Here is a 21,627-nt window from a genome sequence, read left to right as displayed (position 1 = left end):
AAGAAAGGTGAGCAGAGTAATTAGCCTACAGCTCCACTAGCTTCTCGTACGTCTCCGGGCGACGGTCGCGGAAGAACTGCCAAGTGGCGCGCACCTCGTCAATCATATCGAGGTCGAACTCGGCTACCAACAGCTCGTCTTTGTCTTCGGAAGCCTGGGCGAAGATTTGGCCGCGTGGGTCCACGAAGTAGCTGGTACCGTAGAACTTACCTAGGTTCCAAGGCTTCTCCTCCCCTACGCGGTTGATGCAGCCCATGAAATAGCCATTGGCGGCCGCATGGGCCGGTTGCTCCAGTTTCCAGAGGTACTGCGAAAGGCCCGCCACCGTCGCGGAAGGATTGTACACGATTTCCGCGCCGTTCAGACCTAGCACACGGGCGCCGTCGGGGAAGTGACGGTCGTAGCAGATGTACACACCGACTTTAGCGTACTTCGTCTGGAACACTGGGTACCCTAAGTTGCCGGGCTTAAAAAAGTACTTTTCCCAGAATCCTGACGTATGCGGAATGTGATTTTTGCGGTACTTACCTAGGTAGGTGCCATCAGCGTCAATCACGGCAGCCGTGTTGTAGAGGAAGCCAGCGGCCTCTTTCTCGTACACGGGCACAATCATCACCATGTTGTACTTTTTGGCGTACTCGGCCATATGGTCGGTCGTCGGCCCAGGCACCGGTTCGGCCGAAGCGTACCACTTATTATCCTGACCAGGACAGAAATACGGGGTGCTGAAAATCTCCTGCAAACACAGAATCTGCACGCCCTGCCGACCGGCTTCTTCGATCAGCGGAATGTGCTTCTGCACCATGGCTTCCTTGATTTCCTCAATCGAGCCTTCGCCCTCGGTCATGGGCAAACTCATCTGAATAAGACCTGATTTGATGATTCTGGGCATATCGGTGAAGTGTTAAGTTTTCAATACTGCGTGTTGAATGTCAATTCAGAACGTCATGCTGAGCTTGCCGAAACATCTCGCGTGTCGATGTTGCCAAGCTATCTTGGTTGCCAGAAGGCCGCCCAGTAGGCTAGGGTTTAAGCCCCAACATATTGAACGAGCATGTTTGATTTGTTCAACGAAGCGGGCGAGATGCTTCGACAAGCTCAGCATGACCATCCTTTCATTAACCTAGGCCTTAAAAGCTCGTTTTGCCTCTCTTGATGAACTGACCGTAGCCTTTCGCCACTTTCGTTTCTCCTTCCTGCACAGCTACTTGCCCGCGCAGGATCACGGTGTCAATTTTCCCCGTCAGCTCCCAGCCTTCGTAGGCCGAGTAGTCGACGTTCATATGGTGCGTGTCGGCGGAGATAGTGTGTTTTTGTTCGGGGTCGATAATGACTAGGTCGGCGTCGGCGCCGATGCTGATGGTGCCTTTACGGGGGAACATGCCGAAGATCTTGGCGGCGTTGGTGCTGGTCACTTCCACGAACTTCTGCGGGGTGATGCGGCCTTTGCTCACGCCCTCCGAAAATAGCAGTTCCATGCGGTGCTCGATGGCCGGGTGCCCGTTCGGAATCTTCGAAAAATCATCGGCACCTAGCTTTTTCTGCTCCCACATAAAGGGGCAATGGTCGGTACCAACGACTTGCACAATTCCTTGATTGATGCCTGCCCATAGCGTCTCTTGATCCTTCTTCTCCCGCAGCGGCGGCGACATCACCCACTTCGCACCTTCAAACTCTTCCCCATACAGCGAAGCATCTAGCAGCAAGTACTGAATGCAGGTTTCCACGAATACCCGCTGGTTACGGCGCATCGCTTCGCGCACTTGGTTCAGCGCCCCTTCGCAGGTCAGGTGCACGATGTAGGCGTTGACGCCCGTGTAATTAGCAATGTCCGTAAAGCGGCCCGATGCCTCAGCCTCAGTTACTTCGGGCTGGGAGAGGTAATGATAGCGCGGCGTAAGCTTGCCCTGTGTGCGGTGCTGCGCAATGAGCGTGTCGATCATCTCGCCGTTGGTGGCATGCACCGTCACCAAGCCGCCGTGCTTCTTGACCTCCTGCATCAAACCTAGCATCTGTGCGTCGTCAATCATCAGCGCGCCTTTGTAAGCCATAAAGGTCTTGAACGAGGTGATGCCCTCGGCCACCATGTCGGCGATTTCTGCTTTGGTGTTCTCGTTGAAATCCGTGACGGCCATGTGGAAGCTGTAGTCGCCGACAGCGGTACCCGTGGCGCGGCCTTGCCACTCCGTAAGTGCCTCACGCAGTGAATGCCCCTGCTTTTGCAGCACAAAATCAATGACGGTGGTGGTACCACCGTGCAGGGCGGCGCGGGTGCCGGTTTCGTGCGTATCGCTGCTGAAGGTGCCCATAAATGGCATGTCCAAGTGCACGTGCGGGTCGATGCCGCCGGGCATTACCAGTTTGCCGGTCGCGTCAATCACCTGGTCAGCTTGCACCGGCAGATTTCGGCCGATAGCCATGATGGTTTCGCCCTCTATCAGCACATCACACACACTGTCGGAATCGGCCGTGACGACGCGGCCATTTTTGATGAGTAAAGACGACATCAGGCGGAAGGAAGTAGAAAGGAACGTAGATGGAAAATATAGTATTTTTTCTTTCTAAATTCAAATACAAGGGCTTACCTATTTTAGTATTAGAAAAATAGCGCCTTGTCTCCCGCAAATGCGGGAGGTGAATGGGAATTGAAAAATAGTTTTTATGAGAGGCCAGCGTCTACCTCGTCTGTCATCCTGAGCTTGCGAAGGACCTTCTCTCAGTTGAACGATTCGTTATGATGACAATCGTTGTGGCGTGATAAGGTCCTTCGCAAGCTCAGGATGACAGACGGAGAAGTGGTGCATCTTTAGTTGTACCTACAACCTTAATGTGTATGCTGGTCGGCGATACTGATGGCTTGCGCGATAATATCTAGGCCTTCGTCTACCTCGTCTTTGGTGATGCTCAGGGGCGGGGCGATGAAGATGTAATTCCAGCGCACGAAGGTGTACATACCTAGCTCCCGGATTTTGGCGGCCACTTGGTTCATTACCTCCATTTGGCTGGGGGCGGCATTCCACGGCGCCATGGGCTCTTTAGTTTCGCGGTTCTTCACCAGCTCGATGCAGCCCAGCAAACCCGTATTGCGGAAGTCCCCGATGCTGGGGTGTTGCTTAGCCATTTCCGCTACTTGCTCCTCAATGTAGCGACCCATCTCGGCGGCATTCTCGATAAGGTTTTCCTCTTCGTAAATGTCCAGCACGGCCACCGCGGCAGCGCACGAAACTGGGTGCGCCGAGTAGGTCAGACCTAGGGGCAGCGGTTTATCGTCGAAGGAATGCGCGATTTTCTCGTCGACCATCACGGCACCTAGGGGCAGGTAGCCGGCCGTGATGCCCTTCGCCATGCACATCAGGTCGACTTTCACGCCGTGGTGGTCGGAGCCGAACCACTTGCCAGTGCGCCCGAACCCGCTCATCACTTCGTCGGCAATGAGCAGGATACCGTGCTTGTCGCAGATTTCGCGTACCCGCTGCCAGTAGCCGGGCGGGTACTTAATGCATCCCGACGTGCCCGACTCGCCTTCCAGCAGAATCGCCGCCACGTTCTGCGGTCCTTCGTAGCCAATAACGCGCTCCATGTGGTCGGCGGCACGCTGGGCGCATTCTTCCGACGTGCGGCTGTGCCAGGGGCAGCGGTAGAAAAACGGATTCTCGACGTGTACCACCCCCGGCATGGCTTGGCTGTCGACGGGCAGCTTGCGCGGGTCGCCGCCGGCGCTGATAGCCCCGTACGAAGCGCCGTGAAACGACTGGTACAGCGTCACGATTTTGTGGCGGCCGGTGTAGAGGCGGGCTAGCTTGATGGCGTTTTCAATTGACTCGGCGCCACCTAACGTGAAAAAGGCTTTCGTCAGGTTGGCCGGCGTGATTTCGGCGAGCTTCCGACCTAGGTCGCCACGGGCTTTGGTGATCATGCCGGGGTACACGTAGCTCAGCTCCCGCATCTGGGTAGCCACTGCTTCGGTCACCTTCTGGTTGCCGTGGCCGATGTTCACGTTCATCAGCTGCGACGAGAAGTCGATGTAGCGCTTGCCGTCGCGGTCGTACAGGTATACGCCCTCGGTCCGCTCGGCATTGATCGGGTTCAGCCCCGCCTGCTTCGACCACGAGAAAAGCGTGTACTCTAGGTTGTCGTGCAGGATCTGCTCCTTATCGACGTCGGTGAAGGTTTCCATGGGAGAGGACTTCTATTTTTCTCCTGTCATCCTGAGCTTGCGAAGGACCTTCTCACGGCAGAACGACAATCATAGCTACGACTCGTTCAACTGGCAAAAGGTCCTTCGCAAGCTCAGGATGACAGGCGTTTTTGTTATGACAGATTTTTAGACGACCTAGCTTCCTATGACATCCAGTTCACCCTTGACTCTGGATTCCACTTCGTTGTCACTTTCTTGAGCTGGGTCCAGAACTCGATGGAGCTTTTGCCAGTGATGTCGCAGGCGCCGAACTTCGACTCGTTCCAGCCGCCGAAGGAGAACGGCTCACGTGGCACGGGCACGCCGATGTTCACACCGATCATGCCGGCCGAGGCGTTTTCCATCACGTAGCGAGCTAGGCCGCCGCTCTGCGTGAACACCGAGGCGGCGTTGCCATAATTGGAAGAGTTTTCAATATCCAGCGCCTCATCCAGTGTATCAGCGCGGATGATGGCTAGCACTGGCCCGAACACTTCTTCCTTGGCAATAGCCATGTCGGGCGTTACGTGGTCGATGACGGTAGGGCCGACATAGTAGCCGTCTTCGTGGCCGGGCACGAGGGCGTTGCGACCGTCGAGCAGCACCTTAGCGCCTGCTTGTTCGGCTTCGGTGATGTAGCGCTCGATGCGCTCTTTGGCTTCTTTGCTGATAACTGAACCCAGGTTTTTGCCCGGCACAATCTTAGCGGCTTCTTCCACCAGGCGGCTGATAATAGGCTCAATGGAGCCCACCGCCACCATCGCTGAACCCGCCATGCAGCGCTGCCCCGCGCACCCCGACATGGAGGCGGCCACGTTGGAAGCCGTCATGTCTACGTGGGCATCAGGCAGCACGAGCAGATGGTTTTTGGCGCCGCCTAGGGCCACGCACCGCTTCAGGTTGGAGGTGGCGCGGCGGTACACCACCTTGGCAATCTTGGTCGAACCCACGAACGACACGGCCTGAATATCCGGATGGTCGCAGATGGCTTCTACGATTTCCTTATCGCCGTTCACGATGTTCAGTACGCCGTCGGGCAGGCCGGCTTCCTTCAGCAGCTCGGCAATACGGCCAGCGCTGATCGGCACTTGCTCCGAGGGCTTCAGAATCATGCAGTTGCCGAGGGCTAGGGCATTCGGGATGGTCCAGTGCGGGACCATGTTGGGGAAGTTGAAGGGCGCGATGCTCGCTACTACGCCGAGGGGTTTGCGCTCCGTGCGGCACTCCACACCTTTGCTTACCTCCAGCAATTCGCCGGCGATGAGTTGGGGCAGCGAACAAGCAAATTCCGTTAGCTCGATGGCCTTTTCTACTTCGGCGCGGGCTTCGTCCATGGTTTTGCCGTTTTCCTTGCGCACGAGCTCGGCTAGCTCTTGGATGTGCTTTTCGAGCAGCGTTTTGTAGCGGTAGAAGATCTGCACCCGCTCCTTTATCGGCGTAGCCGACCATGCAGGAAAAGCATCTTTGGCGGCTTCTACGGCTTGGTTGAGTGCCTCCGCTCCACTTAACGGTACCGTGGAAATCATGCCGCCGCTGAGCGGGCTGAAGACCTCCAGCGAGCGGGCACTCGTCGCCTGCACAAACTGACCGGCAACGTAGTTACGCACAGCCGGATACTTCAAAGTTTCGACTTCCATGTTACCAAATTGTTAAGTTTACGCAAGTAAGAGGTTTACTGCACAAAAGAAACTTTTAAGCTGCTGCTGAACGAGTAGCTTGCTGGCTAATCAGTAATGGCGTTGGCTAACCTAGCGTGAGCAGCATCGGCGCCTGAGTAAATCCGCTTGTGGGTGTGGCGCACGAACACCAACGCCTTTTATAGTCATTAACCTATGAAGAAAATTCTAAAAGGCCTATTGATAGCCGTCCTTTTATTAGTGATTGGAATTCCGCTGATTGCGCTCGGCGGCTACACGATTTACGGGTTGGTTGCGCGCGGCAGTGCCAGCCCGGAGCACATGCACTATTTGGCGCAGCACCAAGAGGCATTCGCAACAAATGCCCCCGAAGCATTCAAGCTATTTGACAAGGCATTTTATCAAAACCAGATCTTCCTGCTGGGAGAGTCGCACGGCTCGGCAGCACCGCAGGAGTTGGATTTTGCCTTGCTCAAACACCTAAACGCCAAGACGGGGTTGCGGAATTACATGGCCGAAATCGACCCTAGCCAAGCGTATTACTTCAACACGTACCTCCAAACAGGCGACGAGCAGAACCTACGCGTGGCCTTTCAGCCGTGGATTAATAGTGCACAGTGGGGCAACACGGGCTTCTACAATAAGATCAAGCAGATTCGGGCGCTGAACGCCTCCTTGCCCGACTCGGCGAAGATCCGCTTCATCGGCATCGACCGGCTCCAGGATCTAACCGTTACGAGCCAGTACGTGCGCACTCTGCTACAAGCCGCTCAGTACAAGGCCGGTACCCTCGCGCCGCTCGATACCCTCCAGCAGCTACTCGTGGCCCAACCCGATTCGGATAAGGTACTCAGCACATGCGCCCGTCGCCTCGAACGGGAGCTAGGTCGCGTGCCTCAAGCGTACCGCGCCGCGTTGGGTCCGCAGTACGCCGACGTTGCGCACTTGGTGCACAACATCACCTACCTGCACCCGCGGGTGCGGCGCGACAGTGTGATGTCGCTCAACTTGCAGGCCGAATACGAGCGCAAGCACCTAGGGCAGGAGAAGCTATACGGCTTGTGGGGCGTTTATCACGTTTTACAAGGCCCTATTAATAAGACGATGCCCTTGGCGGCGCTGCTGAAAAATGCCGACCAGCCGTACCATCATAAAGTGGTGTCGCTGCCGATCTTCTCCCTAGAAAGTGAAACGCTGATGCCAACCGGCGCTATTCCGGCCGCCATCCGCCCCGCTACTCCGTACGTGGCACTCGACTGGGTTAACCAGGATGGCCCAATGGTGTTTGTGCAGGGTCTAAAAGACTTAGCGGAAGTGTCCCCGACAAGCAACCTCACGCTCTTTAAGCTGGATGCGCCCAACTCGCCTTACCAGCACTCGCGGCTAATGCTCGACATAAAGGCGCCGCTGTTTGGCCAAACCATGAGTGCGACCAAGCCCAACGCCGTTACCACCGATTACGCGCAGTACGCCTTCCTCATTCGTCACTCGAAAGCGCTGGAACCACTGCTGAAGAAATAGAAAAGCTAGCTTTTTGGGGGTGCTCAGTTGGTTTCACAAGGTTATCTGAATGTCTTGCCGGCATGTCTGCGGGCTAGCTTTGTGCTGGCTGGTTCGGCTCACCCTACCCGTTCCGCCGTTTCGCATTGCGCAGCTGTCATTTCACCCGTTTTGCGTTAAAACCTAGCCTTCTTCTTGCGGAAATTTGGGCGTTGCCAGTAGTTTTCTGCCTTTGCGGGTACAGTGTGGGCGTTTAGGTGGGCATTTCTCACCAATGACGACACCCGGCTAAGTTCTTAGCTTAGCCCTGCCTTTCAGAATTCGTCTCCCTGTTCATGCACGATCGTCTTCTTCGCCTCATTGGTATTCCCGTGCTGAGCTTGCTCATTACGCTGCTCACAGGACCTGCGCCTGGGTCAGTGTCGCCGCTGTGGTTTATCATTAGCTGGAGTATCTCACTCTATTTCACCTTCTTCCTGTGGATTGGCAACCGGGCGTTGTGGGCGTGGGTACTGGTTCGTTTTCCGCAGGTGGAGCAAACCCCCAAGCGACTCTGGACTCTAGCCGCATTGTCGGTGCTTTTTACCAGCGTGGCTACGGTACTGCTGCGCCTGCCTTTGCAGCAGCTGCTCCCGCAGTATTTCAGCACCTTTTGGCCCGATCATCTTCGAGCTTCGATCTTCAACCTGATTCCCACCGTTGTGGTGCTCATGGTGTACGAGGCTAGGTATTCCTTTCAGCAATGGGAGCGGAACGTACGCCACGCCGAGCAGCTCACCCGTGCCGGCGTGCAGAGTCAACTCGAAGCACTACAGAATCAACTCGATCCGCACTTTCTCTTCAACAGCCTGAACACGCTTTCCGCCCTCATCGACGAGCACAACACACCGGCACAAGACTTCGTGGAGCAGCTCGCCGATGTGTACCGCTACGTGCTGGTGAGCCGCGACAAAGCCACCGTGCCGCTGGCCAAGGAGCTAGCTTTCGTGGCGACATATGTGGCCCTGCAAAAAGCTAGGTTCCGCGACAACCTACAGGTGGAGCAAGACGTGCCGCCAGCAGCTTTGCTCCAGCACGTGGCGCCCCTGAGCGTGCAGCTGCTGGTCGAGAATGCCCTGAAGCACAACGTTGCGTCGCGGGAGCACCCCTTGCACCTAGCCATTCGCTACGAGCCTAGCGGGCCGTACTTGGTGGTGGAAAACAAGCTACGTCCCCGAACAGCGGGGCTAGGTTCCAGCACGGGCATTGGCTTGCAAAATATTATTCACCGCTATGAGCTGCTGCAAGCCTCACAACCGGTAGAGATTAGCCAAGGCCCAGAGTGGTTTCGGGTGTGCTTGCCGCTGCTCACCCCACAGTAAGGCGCTGCCTTCCGCTCTACTCTAACCCAAGGCTATGAAACCTCTGTTGGTATTACTCATCACCTTCGGCCTGCTAGTGCTAGCTACGTACTTCGTGCAGGGGCACGCAGACGCACTGCTGGCTGGCAACGTGGCGATGGCAATCATGCTGTTCTTTACAGGAGCAGGCCATTTTGCGCTCACCCAAGGCATGGTAGCAATGATGCCTATTTGGCTTCCAGCCAAAAAAGCGTTAGTCTATTTTACGGGTATCATTGAGTTGGCAGCCGCTGTTGGCCTGTTAGTCCCCGCCTTGCGAATCTTGATTGCGTGGCCCTTAATTGCCTTTTTCGTACTGATCCTGCCGGCGAACATTCGCGCGGCCTTACACCACATCGACTATCAGAAAGGCACGATCGATGGGCCAGGTCCGCGCTACTTATGGTTTCGGATTCCGCTACAACTTTTCTTCATTGCCTGGGTGTGGTATTTTTCCTGGGCGCTGCCGCTCTGGGTTTCCATCTTGCATCCCTTCACGCATCCCCAGCCTTAACACGCAAGGCTTCTCTTACACAGAACCCACATGACCGTCCTGCTGCTGGAAGACGAATACCCCGCTGCCGAGCGTCTGCAACGCATACTGCAGCAAGCCGCGCCCGATGCCCAGGTGGTCGCCGTGCTCGACAGCGTGAGCAGCACCCTAGCTTGGCTGGCAGCGCACCCCGCTCCCGACCTTATTTTATCGGATATCCAGTTGGCCGACGGGTTGAGCCTGGAAATATTTGGGCGGACCGTCGTGAGCAGCCCCGTCATCTTCACGACCGCCTACGATGCGTATGCTATCCAGGCATTTAAGGCCAACAGCGTCGATTACCTCCTAAAGCCTGTGAAGCTAGCCGAGCTGCAAGCGGCTCTCACGAAACTGCGGCAATGGCGCACGCCCACCGCCCCGGCCGCTGATTCGGCGCAACGCCTTGAGCGCCTGCTGGAAAGCTTACCCCAACCAAATCAGTCGTACAAAACCCGCTTCTTGGTACGAAGCGGCGAGCAGTTATTGCCGCTTCCCATCACGCAAGTAGCCTGGTGCCAGAGCCGCAACGAAGTGACAACTCTGGTGGCCACCGACGGTCGCCGCTACGTGGTGGACTATACTCTGGAGCAACTCGAAAAGCTCCTTGATCCGCAGCAGTTCTTTCGCCTTAACCGGCAGTTTTTGGCCCATTTGCAAGCCGTGCAGCGCCTGCATCCTTACTTCAATGGCAAGCTCAAGCTAGACCTAGCCCCGGCGCCCAGCGAGGAAGTGGTAGTAAGTCGAGAGAAAGCCGGCGCACTCAAGAACTGGCTGGAAGGCTAACACCTGGAAGAGGCTAACAGCTAGCATCTTCAAACTAGCGCCACAACTGAAGAACGCCCGCCGCCAAGCTTCCCAGGGCTGCCCCTACTAGCAGTTCGGGCGTGCTATGCCGACCCAGCACTCGCCGCGACGTGGCTATTGCCACCGCTAGCACCAGGGCTACCAAGCCCCAATTCCACCCATCAAGTGAGCCCACGCAACCCGCCACGAAAAACGACAAGGCGGCGTGCAGCGACACTTTCAACCAGAAGTTAACGGCGTAGCAAACGATCAGTAAGCCCAAGCCGACTACAAAGCCCGGCCGCAACGGAGCCACTGCCGGAAACGAGAACAGCAGTGCTGTTGCAGCTCCTAGCAACACCAGCAACCGAGGATAAAAGGAGCGCCGCTGCTCCCGCACCGATACATCGAAGTTGGTGTAAGCGCCCCGCTGCACTTGCCGGTAGTTCCAGAAAGCAATCGGCAGCACGACACCCAGCGTCATACAGCCCACTACCCACGCCGCCCCTTGCCCACCTAGCAGCCGAAAGGCGACGTAACCCAAAAACAGCACGGCAGTCAGCAACGGATGCCCGAGCGTGGAAACCCAAGTGGCTACGCGCCGCCTTCTCATGCTAGGCTTAGGCGGAAGAAAAGTAGTCTGCGCCATAGGGAGAGTGGCTAAAAGACTGACCAGCTGATCGATTTTCTAATTACCACTACACAAGTTTTCCTTTATCGATCCAGCCAAGCCTTAAAGGCGGCTACTCGCTCCCGACTCACGAGCACAGCCTCATCGGAGCTAGCGGGGCGCAGCACAGTTTGGAGGCGGCTGTTGGTGTAGTGAATGATGTCCTGGATGGCGTCGGCGTGAGCTAGGTAGGCGCGGTTCAGGCGGAAGAAATGGCGCGGATCGAGCAGGTTTTCGAGCTGCTCCAGCGTGTAGTCGACCACAAAGCGGCGGTTCTCCTTGGTTTGGAGCAGGGTAGCTTTTTCGAGGCTGAAGAAGTAGGCAATCTGCTCGGTCGGAATGGCTTTCAGGTGCTCGCCTACGCGCACCACAAAGCGAGTTTTGTAGCTGGTGCTCGGCTGCGCCTGGCGCAGCATTTCGGCAAGCAAACCGGCGTCGAAGGCCGGTGCGGCTGGCGTAGCGCGCAGGCTGCGCAATTTGACCAGCGCCGCCGCTAGCTCCTCAGGGTCAATGGGCTTTAACAGGTAATCGACGCTATTCACCTTGAACGCGCGCAGAGCGTAGCGGTCGTAGGCGGTGGTGAAAATAACGGGGCATTTCACCTCTTGCCGCTCAAACAGCTCGAAGCTCAACCCATCGGCTAAGTGAATATCCAGGAACAGCACGTCGGGGCCGGGCTGCAAGGTTTGCAAAAAGGCTTCCGCCGCGGCCACCGACTCCGCCGTGCCGACTACCTCCACCGGCGAGTCTTGTTTTTTAAGCAGCTCGGCCAAGCGGCGAGCGGCTAGGGGTTCATCTTCAACTATAAGAGCGCGAAGAGGTTGAGCCATAAGCACGAACAGGTAGGCAAATAAATACGATGAATAGGCAATACAATGGCGCAAGCTAAGCGCTTCTACACGAGTTCCAGCACCGGCAGCGTCACGATAAACTCCTGCTCCGTTTTCTCCACCGACACGAGTTGCTGGGTCAGGAAGCCGTAGCGCGCCTCCAGGTTTTTCAGCCCTAGGCCCGTCGACTCGCCGGGGGCTAGGCGGCGCGGCCGGAGCGAGTTGCTCACCACGAGCTGGTGGCTAGTTTCATCGAGGTGAATACGGATGTGCAAGGGCTGGTTCTGGAGCGCCACATTGTGCTTGATGGCATTTTCAAGCAAAAGCTGCAAGGCCAATGGCGGCACCATGAAGTTCTCTAGTTCATCGGCGGGCGGTAAATCGAGCTGCACGTCGAGGCCGTTGCCAAGGCGGGTACGCTGCAAATACAGATACGCCTCGGAGAAGCGCAGCTCCTCGGCCAGCGTCACTACTTCGTGGTCCTGGCTGTCGAGCACGTAGCGATACACCTGCGAGAGTTGCTTGATGAAGCGCACGGCGCGGGTCGGGTCTTCTTCCACCAGCGAAGTCAGGGCGTTCAGGGAATTGAACAGAAAGTGCGGATCCACCTGCCGACGCAGCGAGTCGAGCCGGGCCACGGCCGATTCCTTCTCCATGCGTTCGGCCCGGATGGCAGCATCGCGCCAGCCTAGCAGAAACGAGCGGCTGTGCATAAACAGCGACACGACCACTGTTGTCATCAGTGGGAAAATGAAATTCTGCCAGCGAATGGCGCTGACCGGACGGTGGTGGTAAAAAGCCAAAAAGACAATATTGACCAGGGAAATAACGAGCAGAGAGGCCGCCATGGAAGCGCCCAACGTAATCAGGAAACTACGGATGGGGTTCTGGGTCCAGTCGGCTTTTCGGTTGAGCCAGCGATTAGGGTACTCGTTTGCCAGCCATAATCCGTAGGTGTAGCAGAGTGTATAGCCCAGCGTCACCACAAAATCTTCGGTGAAAATGCCGCACTTCGGGCAGAACAGAAAGCTTAGCAAGAAGCCAAACAGCGTCATGCCGGCTAGCTTCCGCCACCATTTGATGGTTTTGGGATAATGCTTCCCAAGTAAGCTCGATTCGTTCGTGCGGTCGCGAGCAGATAAAGACGTGGCCATAGCGCTAGATAGACGAATAAGGACAAGTTAACCAGAATTAGACGCTGCAGCAATTTCGCAGGAAGTGCCAAGGGGAGTGCCCGACCTAGGTCGGGCACTCCCCTTGGAAGCCTTTATTTGGTAGCGGCCGAAGCCGTGTCATAGCTTTTCAGCCGCCCTAGCAGCTGCCGCTCGCCCCAGTTGGGCGCTAGGTTGTTGGCGGGTTTGAAGGCCGCATAGCGTGCTTTCGCTTCCTCGTAGAGCGGCTTGGCTACGTCGGCGCCACCACCGAACATCTTAGGCGTGAAGTACGCGTTGTTGGCCTCCACCAGGTAAATGCGTGGATTAGCTTCGTTGACCTTTTTTGCTTGTGCCAGAGCCTCCTTCACCATACCCGAGTACTTCATGGAGCGGGTCATGGGTGCAATGCCGAGCCGGGCCTGATAGATATACGCTTGCAGCACGAGCAGCTCCGATTCGTCGCCTCCTAGCTTGCGCGCCTTGGCAAGAGCCGCTTCCGCCTGATCGAGGTATTTGTCTTTTACCTCACCGTCTTCTTTGCTTTGGAAGCAAATGATGAGCTGATCGTAAGCTAGGTAGTACTGAGGCATCCAATCGGTGGGCACGGCGGCCGCGGCGCGCTCTAACTTGCTGCCTACTTGCTTGAGTTGGGCCACGTCGCCAGTGCTCATCAACTCCTGAATGGTGGCGGCCATCATGTCGGTGTAGCCAGCCGGTGCAGTTTGCGTGGTAGCAACTTTAGGAGCGGCTGTTTTTTGAGCAGTAGCAGAAAAAGAAACAGCGGCAAGGGCAAGCAGGAGGACGGACTTTTTCATGGCGTTTAACAGGGTTAGTGTGTTAGTGGCGTTTGATTGAGTCAAAGGTGCAGCCTGCCGCCGCGCGCTGAAATTTTGAGTTACCGAAGCGTCGGATCAAGCCGATGAAGTGTTGATTTCCGCGCTCAGTACTTCGCAGCAGGATCCGCACACAGCGTCTGCCTTGCCTAACCTCACCAACAACCTAGCGTTAAACGAAGCTCACGTTCTAACCTGCTTGTTGCTATGAAAACGAATTCCTTACAAGGTGCCGTCGTTGTGATTACTGGGGCCAGCAGCGGCATCGGTCGCGCAACAGCCCTCACCTTTGCCCGCGAAGGTGCCACGCTGGTGCTGGCTGCCCGCCGGGCCGAGGTGCTGGCCGAGGTAGCCGCCGAATGCGAGCGTTTTGGGGCCCGCGTCCTCACCGTGCCTACTGACACCACTGATGCGGAAGCCGTACGCCACCTCGCCGAAGCCGCGCACGAGTTTGGTGCCGGCCGCATCGATGTTTGGATCAACAATGCCGGCAGCGGCGCCGTCGGGCGCTTCGAAGAGGTTCCGCTGGCCGCCCACGAGCAAGTTCTGCACCTGAACCTGTTTGGCTACCTCTACGGCGCCCACGCCGTGCTGCCTTACTTTCGGCGCCAGGGCGAGGGCATGCTGCTCAACGTGGTGTCATTGGGCGCTTGGCTCCCAGAGCCTTACACGGCCTCCTACACAGCTAGCAAATATGGGCTTCGCGGGCTAATGGACACACTACGCGCCGAGCTCAGCACCGAGCCCCACATCCACGTCTGCGACGTGTATCCCTCCTACATCGACACGCCCGGCTTTCAGCACGGGGCCAACTACGTGGGGCGGCTCATCAAACCCGCGCCGCCAGTGTTCCCAGCCCAGAAAGTCGCCGACACCTTACTAGCCGTAGCCCGGCACCCACGCCCCACAACGATGGTCGGCTGGCCGGCTTATGTTATGCGCTGGTCGTACGCGCTGGCGCCGGGTCCGGTGGGCAGACTCAGCCGCCGGTTGTTCGACACGTATTTTCAGCAAGCTGACCCTGCTCCAGTGTCAGAAGGCAGCCTCTTCACGCCGCAGCCCGCCCCGCACGGCACGGGCATTTCGGGTGGTTGGGCCAAGCCCACTAAGCCGCGCAATGGCCAGTGGCTAGGTGCCGCGCTAGCGGCTGGTCTGGCAGTGGGCCTAGTGGCCTGGCAACAACGCACTAAGGCGCCAGCTAGTGAGGAAGCGAAGCTAACCTAGGAGCATGTGAATAAGCGAAGCCACTAGTCATAAGGCGCTACCAACACCAGCTCCCAAGTCTGTATGGGCTGGTGCTGGTAGCACCTTCTATCGCAGTAGGAGTGCAGACGCTAAGTAGCGTAAAGTAGGCAGCTATTCGTATGCTTTACGCTCCTATCTTGTGTGCCAAGGAGGTAGTGTCGCAGTAAGGAGTAGCAGCAATGTATATGTTGTACGCCATTGATAAGCAGATAAGCACATGAAACAGTTTATTCTTTTCCTTTCATGTGTTTTTTTATTCTTCCACTGTGCTGCGCAACCAGGCAACCAAACGGTCCTTGGTAAAACACACAGTATTCAGTCCAACATATTAAAAGAAAATAGAAAATTCTATATCCATTTACCCACTGGTGCTTCTGGCAAGGGGGCTGCAAAAAAACGGTATCCAGTAGTTTATCTATTTGATGCCGATGCCCAGTTTGCCGCCGCGACTAGTATGATTCAATACCTCAGCACCAATTACAATACGCTTTGCCCGGAAATGATCGTGGTGGGTATTCTTCACCCGGATAGAAGAAAAGATTTAACTCCCACGTATGTCGCGGATCCTCCTTTTTGGGCTCCTGGGTCCAGCAAAACGACTGGCGGGGGCAAACCATTTATTTCTTTTATCGAAAAGGAATTGATGCCCTACATTGACCAGCACTACCCGACACAACCGTACAAAATACTGATTGGCCACTCGCTAGGAGGACTTACCGCGATGCAAATTTTCGTGCATCATACCAATCTATTTAATTCCTATGTCTGTATTGATCCGAGTATGTGGTGGGATAACCAAACCCTATTAAAAGAAACAAAACTGGCGTTAGAAAAAAGAAATTTCCAAGGAACAGCACTCTACCTAGGTATTGCAAACACGGCAGATAAAAGTATGGATATAGACAAAGTATTGGCTGATACTACAGATGATACAATACACATGCGGAATGCACTAAAATTGCAAAGCTATTTTGAAAACAATAAGCAGAATGGATTGAAGTACCAGGGGAAGTATTATAAAGACGATAGCCATATGTCGGTTCCATTTATTACAGAATATGATGCATTGCATTTTATATTTGGCGATAGATTAAAATAGCATGCACTTCGTGTAATGCTTAAGGTGACCACCCAACATATTTGTGCCGCTAACACGTTGCGGGTCCCGCAAGGGTGGAGCCTGCAACGCGTTGATCCAGACTGGCCTTTCTGACGAGCGATTATATGAGGCGCACCAAATCAGCCCATACGGCTCCTTACAAAGCCTTAATGTTCTGTTTTCCCTAAGAGGTCACTTATTTACTCAGCGCTAAATGCAGGTTTTCCGCCTAAGCCTAGGCGCGGTATGGTAGGCTCTGGGGCCAAGCCGGCTAGCTCGTGCGAGGCCAAAGCCGCGCGGTGCAGCAGGCGTGATACCAGCGCAGGCCAAGATTGCTGGGCCGCATACGCAAAACCACCCCGACCTAGACGCTCTAGCTCGGCGGGGTTATCGTAGAGGTGCTCAACGGCGCGAGCCAGGGCCGCACTCGTTTCTTCAGGTGTTGAAACGGGCACTTTGATGCCGGCTGTGTCGGGCACAAAGTCCGTGTTGGCATGCAGATCGAGCGTAAGAATCGGGCAGCCCAGGGCCATGGCCTCCGTAAACTGCACCGCGTAGGTGTCGCGCAACGTGCAGAGCATGAACAAGTCGTGGTTCAGGTACTGCTCCCGAATCGTGTCGTAGGGCACCTTGCCGTGCCACGTCACGCGGTCTTGCAGGCCAGCCTCGGCAATCCAGCCGGGCACTAAATGCCCCACGGGTCCGTCGCCTAGGATGTCGAGGTGAAACTTCACCCGTTGGTCAACTTTGCCCAAGGCTTCCAACACGAGGTGCAGGCCTTTGCGCGGATACACGCGCGCCAGCCACATGATGCGTAGTTCCCGGCTTTCCAACGCCGGTCGCGGCACATAGGCGGGTGTGTATAGGCTCAGGGGTTGCCCGGCGCTCATCGCTAGCTCTACTTTGCGAGCACCGAGGCGCTTTGCCAGCTCGGCCGTGTCGCGGTTGGCAGCCAGCACTAGGGCTGCGTGGCGCAACGACTGCCGCACGTTAGGGTCAAAAGTGGTGAGCAGCCACGCGACGATGTTGCGCATGGTTTCGGTCTTAAACCAATCGGGCAGGTAGCGGCGCAAGGAAGCCGGGGCCTGCATGCCGCCACCTAGCGGGCCAAGCAGCAGCGGTTTCTTAAGCCGCCAAAGCCAGGAGGCCATTTGCAGACTATTGTAGGTAACGTGGTGTACTAAATCGAAGTCGACCTTTTGGTCGAGGCGCTTGGCCTCACGCCACGCGTAGTACTGCCACGCAATGTAGTGCAGGTACACCCCAAACTGCCAGCGGTACATATAATCAATGGACTTCGGCACCGTGATGTAAACGGGGTGGATACGCGCCGCCGCGGGCTCCGCAGCGCGCGCAGCCAGGGTTTTCTCTAGGTTCTCTTTGCCCCGCGGCGTAGTCAGGCACCACACTTCGTGCCCTAGCGAAGCCGTTTCCCAAAGCCAGTTGAATCCATTGCCCTCCTCACTCCCGAGCCCCGGATTACAGGCGTAAGCCGATAAGAGAATTTTCATGATGCGGTGTGCGAGCCCCGGACGGGCCCACGTAGTTTTAGGTGGCTGTAGGTAATCTCCGGCTTCCTTCGGGCGCACAGGTATTCTAGGCGGTACCGCCGGTGATTGATGCACAGAAGGAGCCCTAGGTCAGCTACTTGTGGTAAACACAAGCGGTAATGGATGGGAGTAGGCAATGGGGGGTGCGGAAACTGACTCAGTTGGACTTAGAAGTTCTACTAAGACTTCTAAGTCTATTATCGTTTTTATGCAAAAAAAGTTTGCTTATATCCTAAAAATATATTTCAAACTGCACGTATCCTGGCGTAGTGTCTATGCGACGAGCAACAGATTAGCAGTTGCTCCTGCGCTTCGATTTCAACATCGGTGTTTTGTGCAATTGCGGCTAGGGCAGCGCTAATAAAAAGAGCCTCGGCTACTTAGCCGAGGCTTTGAACAACCAAAAAGCTAGGGGCAGCCCTCGCTCCTGTTCTTATCGTGGCGACTGGCGCCACCGGTTGTGTTCGTCTGGTTTGCCAAAAATTTATTCACAACTGTTCACTTTAGAACCAGCCCAAAACCACTTCCCCGCTATTCGGGTGCGGTTTCGGTATCGGCAGGGCGCTTCTTGTTGATCGAAATCAGGAGGCCGGCGAAGATCATGCGTGGGGCGGCGGGTGTAACTGCAACGCCGTCGTAAAGGCCGTTGGCGTTGGGCGTATTAGCGTAGCGGTATCCGTAAATGTTGTTGCGGCCCAATACGTTGGAACAAGACACATGCACTACGGTGAAGTTTTTCCAGATCGTTGTTACGTAGCTCAGGTTGAGACTCAAGTCCTGAAAGCTAGGGGTACGCCCTTGGTTGTAGCCCGCCTCATTGGGGTTGTAGTAAGCGCGGGGCGAGCCGTAGCTGTAGGTGGCACCTAGCTGCGTGTGCAGCTTTTGTATCCAGTACTTACCCACTACTGATAGGTTATGGCGCGAGGCGAAGGTAGGAACCGCCAGCACGGGGTCGAGGCGCTGCTGCCGGCGCGTATCTACTAGGCCGTAGCTCACCCAGTAATCTAGGTTCTTGACCGTTTTCTGGTCGCGCCAGAAGATGTCTAGCCCGCGGGCGTAGCCGTGGCCGGTGCTTTGGTAAAAGGCCGGATTATACAGGTGGGCCGCTGTGGAGTCATAGCGGAGCAGGTGCGCGTAGTCTTTGTAGTAGGCTTCCAGGCGCAGCGTGCGGCTATTTTGGGTGCGCTGATAGGTAAGTAGGTAGTGCGTGGCGCGCTCAAAGCGCAGGGTCGAGTTGTACTGTCCAATGCGCAGCAGATCGTTGGCGGGCGTCTGGTAAAAGTACCCGTAGGCGGCGGAAAGCTGACTTCCTTCCTTGAGTTGATACGCCAAGGCTACACGGGGTGCCGCATTCCAACGGCCTAGCACCCGCGAGTATTCTGCCCGGCCACCCACGCGGGCCACGAGCTGGTTGGTGAAGGCCACATCTGACTCGGCAAAGGTGGTAACACGCTGCTCCTCAAAACCTAGGTGTATGGTGTTGGCGTCGCTGTACTTACGGTATTGCTGCTGGTAGCGCTGGGCCAAGCCTTCGGCACCTAGCTTCAGGTTGAAGGCGGCGCTGGCCGAGTCGTTGGTGAGCACCACCCGGCCTACCACCGACTGCTCCAGCTCGTGCAGATATTGCACATCGGGGCGCACGGTTTGCTCGTCGCGGGTGCCAGCCACGCCGGTTTGCACGCTCCAGCCCCGCGTGAGTGGACTGCGGAAGGTGGCATTCACGTACTGGTTGCTGTTTTGCAGCGCAATTGGCCGACCGCCCTCAAACATTGGATCAGGCTGCCGCAGCGCAAACTGCGATTGGGTGAAGGTGCCGTACACTTTCACCATGCCAGCTTCGCCGGTGCGTTGGCGCAAGGCCAGCGAGCCACCCATGCTCTGTGGTGCTTTCATCCAACCCCAGCGCTGGGGCACCAAGCCGTAGTAGGGTTGCAGATTGGTGTAGTCGCCCGTGACGGCCACCGACGACCGCTCGAAGCGCTGTTGGTGCGATACGCTCAGCCCCACCGACAAAAGCGAGAGCCCCGTTTGCGTTTCCGGAGCTAGGTCGTAGGAGTTTAATCCTACCACCGCCGACAGTGCCTGCCCGTACTCGGCCGAGTAGCCGCCGGTGCTGAACACCGTGCCCTTGAAGAGGTTGGGCGAAAACCGGCCGCGGGAAGGCACCCCGCTCACGCTGGCGTTGTAGGGAGTTTGCAGGGGCAGGCCGTCGAGGTACTGCTTGGTTTCGCCGGCGGCACCACCGCGCACAAACAGCTTGCCTTCTTCTCCCACCCGCGAGGTGCCCGGTAGCGTGTTCAAGGCTCCGCTGATGTCGGCTAGGGCGCCGGCAGTGGTTTGCACATCGCGGGTAGTGAGCACGGTGCTGCGCTTCTCGTCGCTGGCCTCGAAGGCACCGGCGGTAATAACGACCGATCCTAGCTGATTGCGCACGGGCTTGAGCAGGAGCGCGAAGCTCTTGCTGGTGCCATCTAGGGCGACGGGCTGCTCCTGGGGCTCGTAGCCCAGCAGCGACACGAACAGCGGTAGCGTGCCGGTCTGGGTAGTGGTGAAACGAAAGTGCCCGAGCGTATCAGTGCTAGCGCCGTCGAAGGTGGTTTTGAGAAACACGTTCACACCGGGCAGAGGTTGGCCAGCCGCGTCGCGGATGGTGCCGCTGAGTGTAGTCGTTGAGGTTTGGGCGGCAAGGTGGCAGGTGGCAATTAGCAGGAGCAGCAGCGCAAGTAGCAGTCGTTTCATGGCTTTGGGGCGTTTGAATGACCCAAAAGTGGCCGCCAGCCGGGGCGTCAGAAACTAAAGGTTACCGAAGCGTCGGATCAGGCGGATGTGGTGCGGCTTTCGCCGACGAACTGTAGGGCGCTTCCACTTCCAGAGAAGCTAGAGCTAAAAAGCTCCCCTCCTTTTTTGAGGAGGGGTTGGGGGTGGTCAGACTAGAGCTAGAAACCTAAAACTAGTATCGTTCAACGACAAGGAACCACCCCCAACCCCTCCTTAAAAAAGGAAAGGAGCTTAGAACTAGCCTCTTTCCCAATTATGAATGAACGAGGAAAGGCTTCTTCCTTTTTGTCCCGCCTTCCGTATGAAAGCAGCTCAAACGCCTCTCGCCAACGACCTAGCTTTCCCGCTGCTCTTAACAGCGCCATCATAACCGATTATGCAAAAGAAAACCGCTGCCCTGCTCCTCGCGCCCGCCCTGGGCGCAGGCATACTTACGTGGGCCTTCCGCAGTAAACCGTTTCGAATTCAAGCTGATAAGTGTGCTACCATCACCACGGCGGGCCGTATTCGGTTAGCGCTGTTGCGCCAGTTCATCAAAGGAATGCGCCTCAAAACCAAACAGCTAGGGCTGCCGGAAGTAGAGATGCGCGCCATAGAGGAACGAGTAGTACCCACGACTTACGGGCCCGCCAAGGTTACTTTTTACTGGCCCAATGCCGTACTCAATGGTCCTCTGCCAGTCTATGTGAATTTCCATGGGGGCGGCTTTATGCTCGGCTACCCGCAGCAAGATGACCCGCTGTGCCGCTACCTAGCCCATCACGCGCAATGCCTAGTAGTGAACGTCGACTATGCATTGGCCCCGGAGCACCCGTTCCCGGCGCCGGTGCTGCAAAGCTATGAGGTGGTAAAATGGCTGTATGACCAAGCAGCTAACCTAGGCTACGATGCCAGCCGCCTCGCCATTGGCGGCCACAGCGCGGGCGGCAGCATTGCGGCGGCCTTGGCGTTGCTGGTGAAGGAGCGGCAGGAGTTTCCGCTGGCCCTGCAAATCCTGGATTATCCGTCGCTCAATATTGCCGAGCGTACTCGCCATAAGCACGTGCTTTCCCGGCGCAAGCAGGTACTTTCCGTAGAGCTAACCGCTTTTTTCAAACACGTCTACGCCCCATGCCCCACCGACTGGACGAACCCACTAGCCTCGCCCTTGCTAGCCGACGACCTGACGGGCCTAGCTCCCGCTCTCATCATCACGGCTGAGTACGACTTGCTCCGCGAGGATGGCAATGCATATGCCGAGAAGCTGCGGCAGTTCGATGTACCCGTCACGCACCGGGAGTTTCAGGGTGTAGACCACGCTTTCACTCACAACGGCCCAAAAGAAGCCGCTGAGCAAGCTTGGAACCTGATGCGCGGGGCGCTGAAAGAGGCTTTTCACGTGCAACACGAGCCATTGCCGTTCAACCTCACGGAAGAACTGGATTAGCCATTATCGGTTAATGTATAAGCGCCTCTTTGTC

General features: G+C 56.5%; 17 protein-coding genes. 7 read left to right on the top strand and 10 right to left on the bottom strand.

What is annotated here, in order from left to right; genetic code table 11:
* Positions 1–25 precede the first annotated feature (25 nt).
* The 4 genes from SD425_RS07435 to SD425_RS07420 all read right to left on the bottom strand — a co-directional run bounded on the left by SD425_RS07435 (position 26) and on the right by SD425_RS07420 (position 5,814).
* Entirely contained in the window at positions 26–892 is an 867-nt protein-coding gene (locus SD425_RS07435; protein WP_324676995.1) for a nitrilase-related carbon-nitrogen hydrolase, read from the bottom strand.
* 238 nt (positions 893–1,130) lie between these two features.
* Positions 1,131–2,507, bottom strand: coding sequence for a dihydropyrimidinase (gene hydA, locus SD425_RS07430; protein WP_324676993.1), 1,377 nt, complete (start codon positions 2,505–2,507; stop codon positions 1,131–1,133).
* Between the two features lie 317 nt (positions 2,508–2,824).
* Positions 2,825–4,177 carry an aminotransferase class III-fold pyridoxal phosphate-dependent enzyme gene (locus tag SD425_RS07425; protein ID WP_324676991.1) on the bottom strand — a complete coding sequence of 451 codons (1,353 nt, stop codon included), beginning with the start codon at positions 4,175–4,177 and terminating at the stop codon, positions 2,825–2,827.
* A 164-nt stretch (positions 4,178–4,341) separates the two neighbouring features.
* Positions 4,342–5,814, bottom strand: a complete 1,473-nt coding sequence (locus tag SD425_RS07420; protein WP_324676989.1) for a CoA-acylating methylmalonate-semialdehyde dehydrogenase — start codon at positions 5,812–5,814, stop codon at positions 4,342–4,344.
* A 195-nt stretch (positions 5,815–6,009) separates the two neighbouring features.
* Between SD425_RS07420 and SD425_RS07415 the strand changes: the two genes are divergently transcribed.
* From SD425_RS07415 to SD425_RS07400, 4 genes are all read left to right on the top strand, one after another.
* Complete coding sequence (locus SD425_RS07415) at positions 6,010–7,335, top strand: hypothetical protein (protein ID WP_324676987.1); 1,326 nt, start codon at positions 6,010–6,012, stop codon at positions 7,333–7,335.
* A gap of 314 nt (positions 7,336–7,649) precedes the next feature.
* A complete protein-coding gene (locus SD425_RS07410) occupies positions 7,650–8,675 on the top strand; it encodes a sensor histidine kinase (RefSeq protein ID WP_324676985.1) in 1,026 nt (341 codons plus the stop codon).
* A gap of 34 nt (positions 8,676–8,709) precedes the next feature.
* Entirely contained in the window at positions 8,710–9,207 is a 498-nt protein-coding gene (locus SD425_RS07405) for a DoxX family protein (protein ID WP_324676983.1), read from the top strand.
* A gap of 30 nt (positions 9,208–9,237) precedes the next feature.
* Positions 9,238–10,008: a LytTR family DNA-binding domain-containing protein gene (locus SD425_RS07400; protein WP_324676981.1), complete on the top strand. Its 771-nt coding sequence runs from the start codon at positions 9,238–9,240 to the stop codon at positions 10,006–10,008.
* Between the two features lie 34 nt (positions 10,009–10,042).
* Here SD425_RS07400 and SD425_RS07395 read toward each other — a convergent pair whose 3' ends face one another.
* The 4 genes from SD425_RS07395 to SD425_RS07380 all read right to left on the bottom strand — a co-directional run bounded on the left by SD425_RS07395 (position 10,043) and on the right by SD425_RS07380 (position 13,477).
* Complete coding sequence (locus SD425_RS07395) at positions 10,043–10,657, bottom strand: hypothetical protein (protein ID WP_324676979.1); 615 nt, start codon at positions 10,655–10,657, stop codon at positions 10,043–10,045.
* A gap of 65 nt (positions 10,658–10,722) precedes the next feature.
* The gene (locus SD425_RS07390) at positions 10,723–11,508 is read right to left on the bottom strand and encodes a LytTR family DNA-binding domain-containing protein (protein ID WP_324676977.1); all 786 of its coding nucleotides are present in this window, start codon (positions 11,506–11,508) and stop codon (positions 10,723–10,725) included.
* A gap of 65 nt (positions 11,509–11,573) precedes the next feature.
* Positions 11,574–12,662, bottom strand: coding sequence for a sensor histidine kinase (locus SD425_RS07385; protein ID WP_324676975.1), 1,089 nt, complete (start codon positions 12,660–12,662; stop codon positions 11,574–11,576).
* 113 nt (positions 12,663–12,775) lie between these two features.
* Complete coding sequence (locus SD425_RS07380; protein WP_324676973.1) at positions 12,776–13,477, bottom strand: hypothetical protein; 702 nt, start codon at positions 13,475–13,477, stop codon at positions 12,776–12,778.
* Positions 13,478–13,702: 225 nt separating this feature from the next.
* On the opposite strand from SD425_RS07380, the gene SD425_RS07375 reads away from it, so the two are divergent.
* Complete coding sequence (locus SD425_RS07375) at positions 13,703–14,719, top strand: SDR family oxidoreductase (protein ID WP_324676971.1); 1,017 nt, start codon at positions 13,703–13,705, stop codon at positions 14,717–14,719.
* Between the two features lie 238 nt (positions 14,720–14,957).
* Positions 14,958–15,839 carry an alpha/beta hydrolase gene (locus tag SD425_RS07370; protein WP_324676968.1) on the top strand — a complete coding sequence of 294 codons (882 nt, stop codon included), beginning with the start codon at positions 14,958–14,960 and terminating at the stop codon, positions 15,837–15,839.
* 200 nt (positions 15,840–16,039) lie between these two features.
* Here SD425_RS07370 and SD425_RS07365 read toward each other — a convergent pair whose 3' ends face one another.
* Positions 16,040–17,350 (bottom strand): glycosyltransferase family 4 protein, encoded by a 1,311-nt coding sequence (locus SD425_RS07365; protein ID WP_324676966.1) that lies wholly within the window; start codon positions 17,348–17,350, stop codon positions 16,040–16,042.
* A gap of 570 nt (positions 17,351–17,920) precedes the next feature.
* On the bottom strand, positions 17,921–20,128 hold the full coding sequence (locus SD425_RS07360) for a TonB-dependent receptor (protein ID WP_324676964.1): 2,208 nt from the start codon (positions 20,126–20,128) through the stop codon (positions 17,921–17,923).
* 415 nt (positions 20,129–20,543) lie between these two features.
* Here SD425_RS07360 and SD425_RS07355 point away from each other — a divergent pair, with 415 nt between their 5' ends.
* Entirely contained in the window at positions 20,544–21,593 is a 1,050-nt protein-coding gene (locus SD425_RS07355; protein WP_324676962.1) for an alpha/beta hydrolase, read from the top strand.
* The last annotated feature ends 34 nt before the right edge of the window (positions 21,594–21,627 follow it).

This window comes from Hymenobacter sp. GOD-10R, assembly GCF_035609205.1.
Classification (GTDB): Bacteria; Bacteroidota; Bacteroidia; order Cytophagales; family Hymenobacteraceae; genus Hymenobacter.
The sequence above is the reverse complement of the archived record's forward strand: the minus strand, read 5'-3'. Positions and strand labels throughout refer to the sequence as shown.

Coding starts and splice junctions, on each gene's coding strand:
- SD425_RS07380 (WP_324676973.1), bottom strand. CDS start 13,477: ATGAAAAAGTCCGTCCTCCTGCTTGCCCTTGCCGCTGTTTCTTTTTCT.
- SD425_RS07355 (WP_324676962.1), top strand. CDS start 20,544: ATGCAAAAGAAAACCGCTGCCCTGCTCCTCGCGCCCGCCCTGGGCGCA.
- SD425_RS07405 (WP_324676983.1), top strand. CDS start 8,710: ATGAAACCTCTGTTGGTATTACTCATCACCTTCGGCCTGCTAGTGCTA.
- SD425_RS07425 (WP_324676991.1), bottom strand. CDS start 4,177: ATGGAAACCTTCACCGACGTCGATAAGGAGCAGATCCTGCACGACAAC.
- SD425_RS07360 (WP_324676964.1), bottom strand. CDS start 20,128: ATGAAACGACTGCTACTTGCGCTGCTGCTCCTGCTAATTGCCACCTGC.
- SD425_RS07390 (WP_324676977.1), bottom strand. CDS start 11,508: ATGGCTCAACCTCTTCGCGCTCTTATAGTTGAAGATGAACCCCTAGCC.
- SD425_RS07400 (WP_324676981.1), top strand. CDS start 9,238: ATGACCGTCCTGCTGCTGGAAGACGAATACCCCGCTGCCGAGCGTCTG.
- SD425_RS07415 (WP_324676987.1), top strand. CDS start 6,010: ATGAAGAAAATTCTAAAAGGCCTATTGATAGCCGTCCTTTTATTAGTG.
- SD425_RS07365 (WP_324676966.1), bottom strand. CDS start 17,350: ATGAAAATTCTCTTATCGGCTTACGCCTGTAATCCGGGGCTCGGGAGT.
- SD425_RS07435 (WP_324676995.1), bottom strand. CDS start 892: ATGCCCAGAATCATCAAATCAGGTCTTATTCAGATGAGTTTGCCCATG.
- hydA (WP_324676993.1), bottom strand. CDS start 2,507: ATGTCGTCTTTACTCATCAAAAATGGCCGCGTCGTCACGGCCGATTCC.
- SD425_RS07370 (WP_324676968.1), top strand. CDS start 14,958: ATGAAACAGTTTATTCTTTTCCTTTCATGTGTTTTTTTATTCTTCCAC.
- SD425_RS07420 (WP_324676989.1), bottom strand. CDS start 5,814: ATGGAAGTCGAAACTTTGAAGTATCCGGCTGTGCGTAACTACGTTGCC.
- SD425_RS07410 (WP_324676985.1), top strand. CDS start 7,650: ATGCACGATCGTCTTCTTCGCCTCATTGGTATTCCCGTGCTGAGCTTG.
- SD425_RS07395 (WP_324676979.1), bottom strand. CDS start 10,657: ATGGCGCAGACTACTTTTCTTCCGCCTAAGCCTAGCATGAGAAGGCGG.
- SD425_RS07385 (WP_324676975.1), bottom strand. CDS start 12,662: ATGGCCACGTCTTTATCTGCTCGCGACCGCACGAACGAATCGAGCTTA.
- SD425_RS07375 (WP_324676971.1), top strand. CDS start 13,703: ATGAAAACGAATTCCTTACAAGGTGCCGTCGTTGTGATTACTGGGGCC.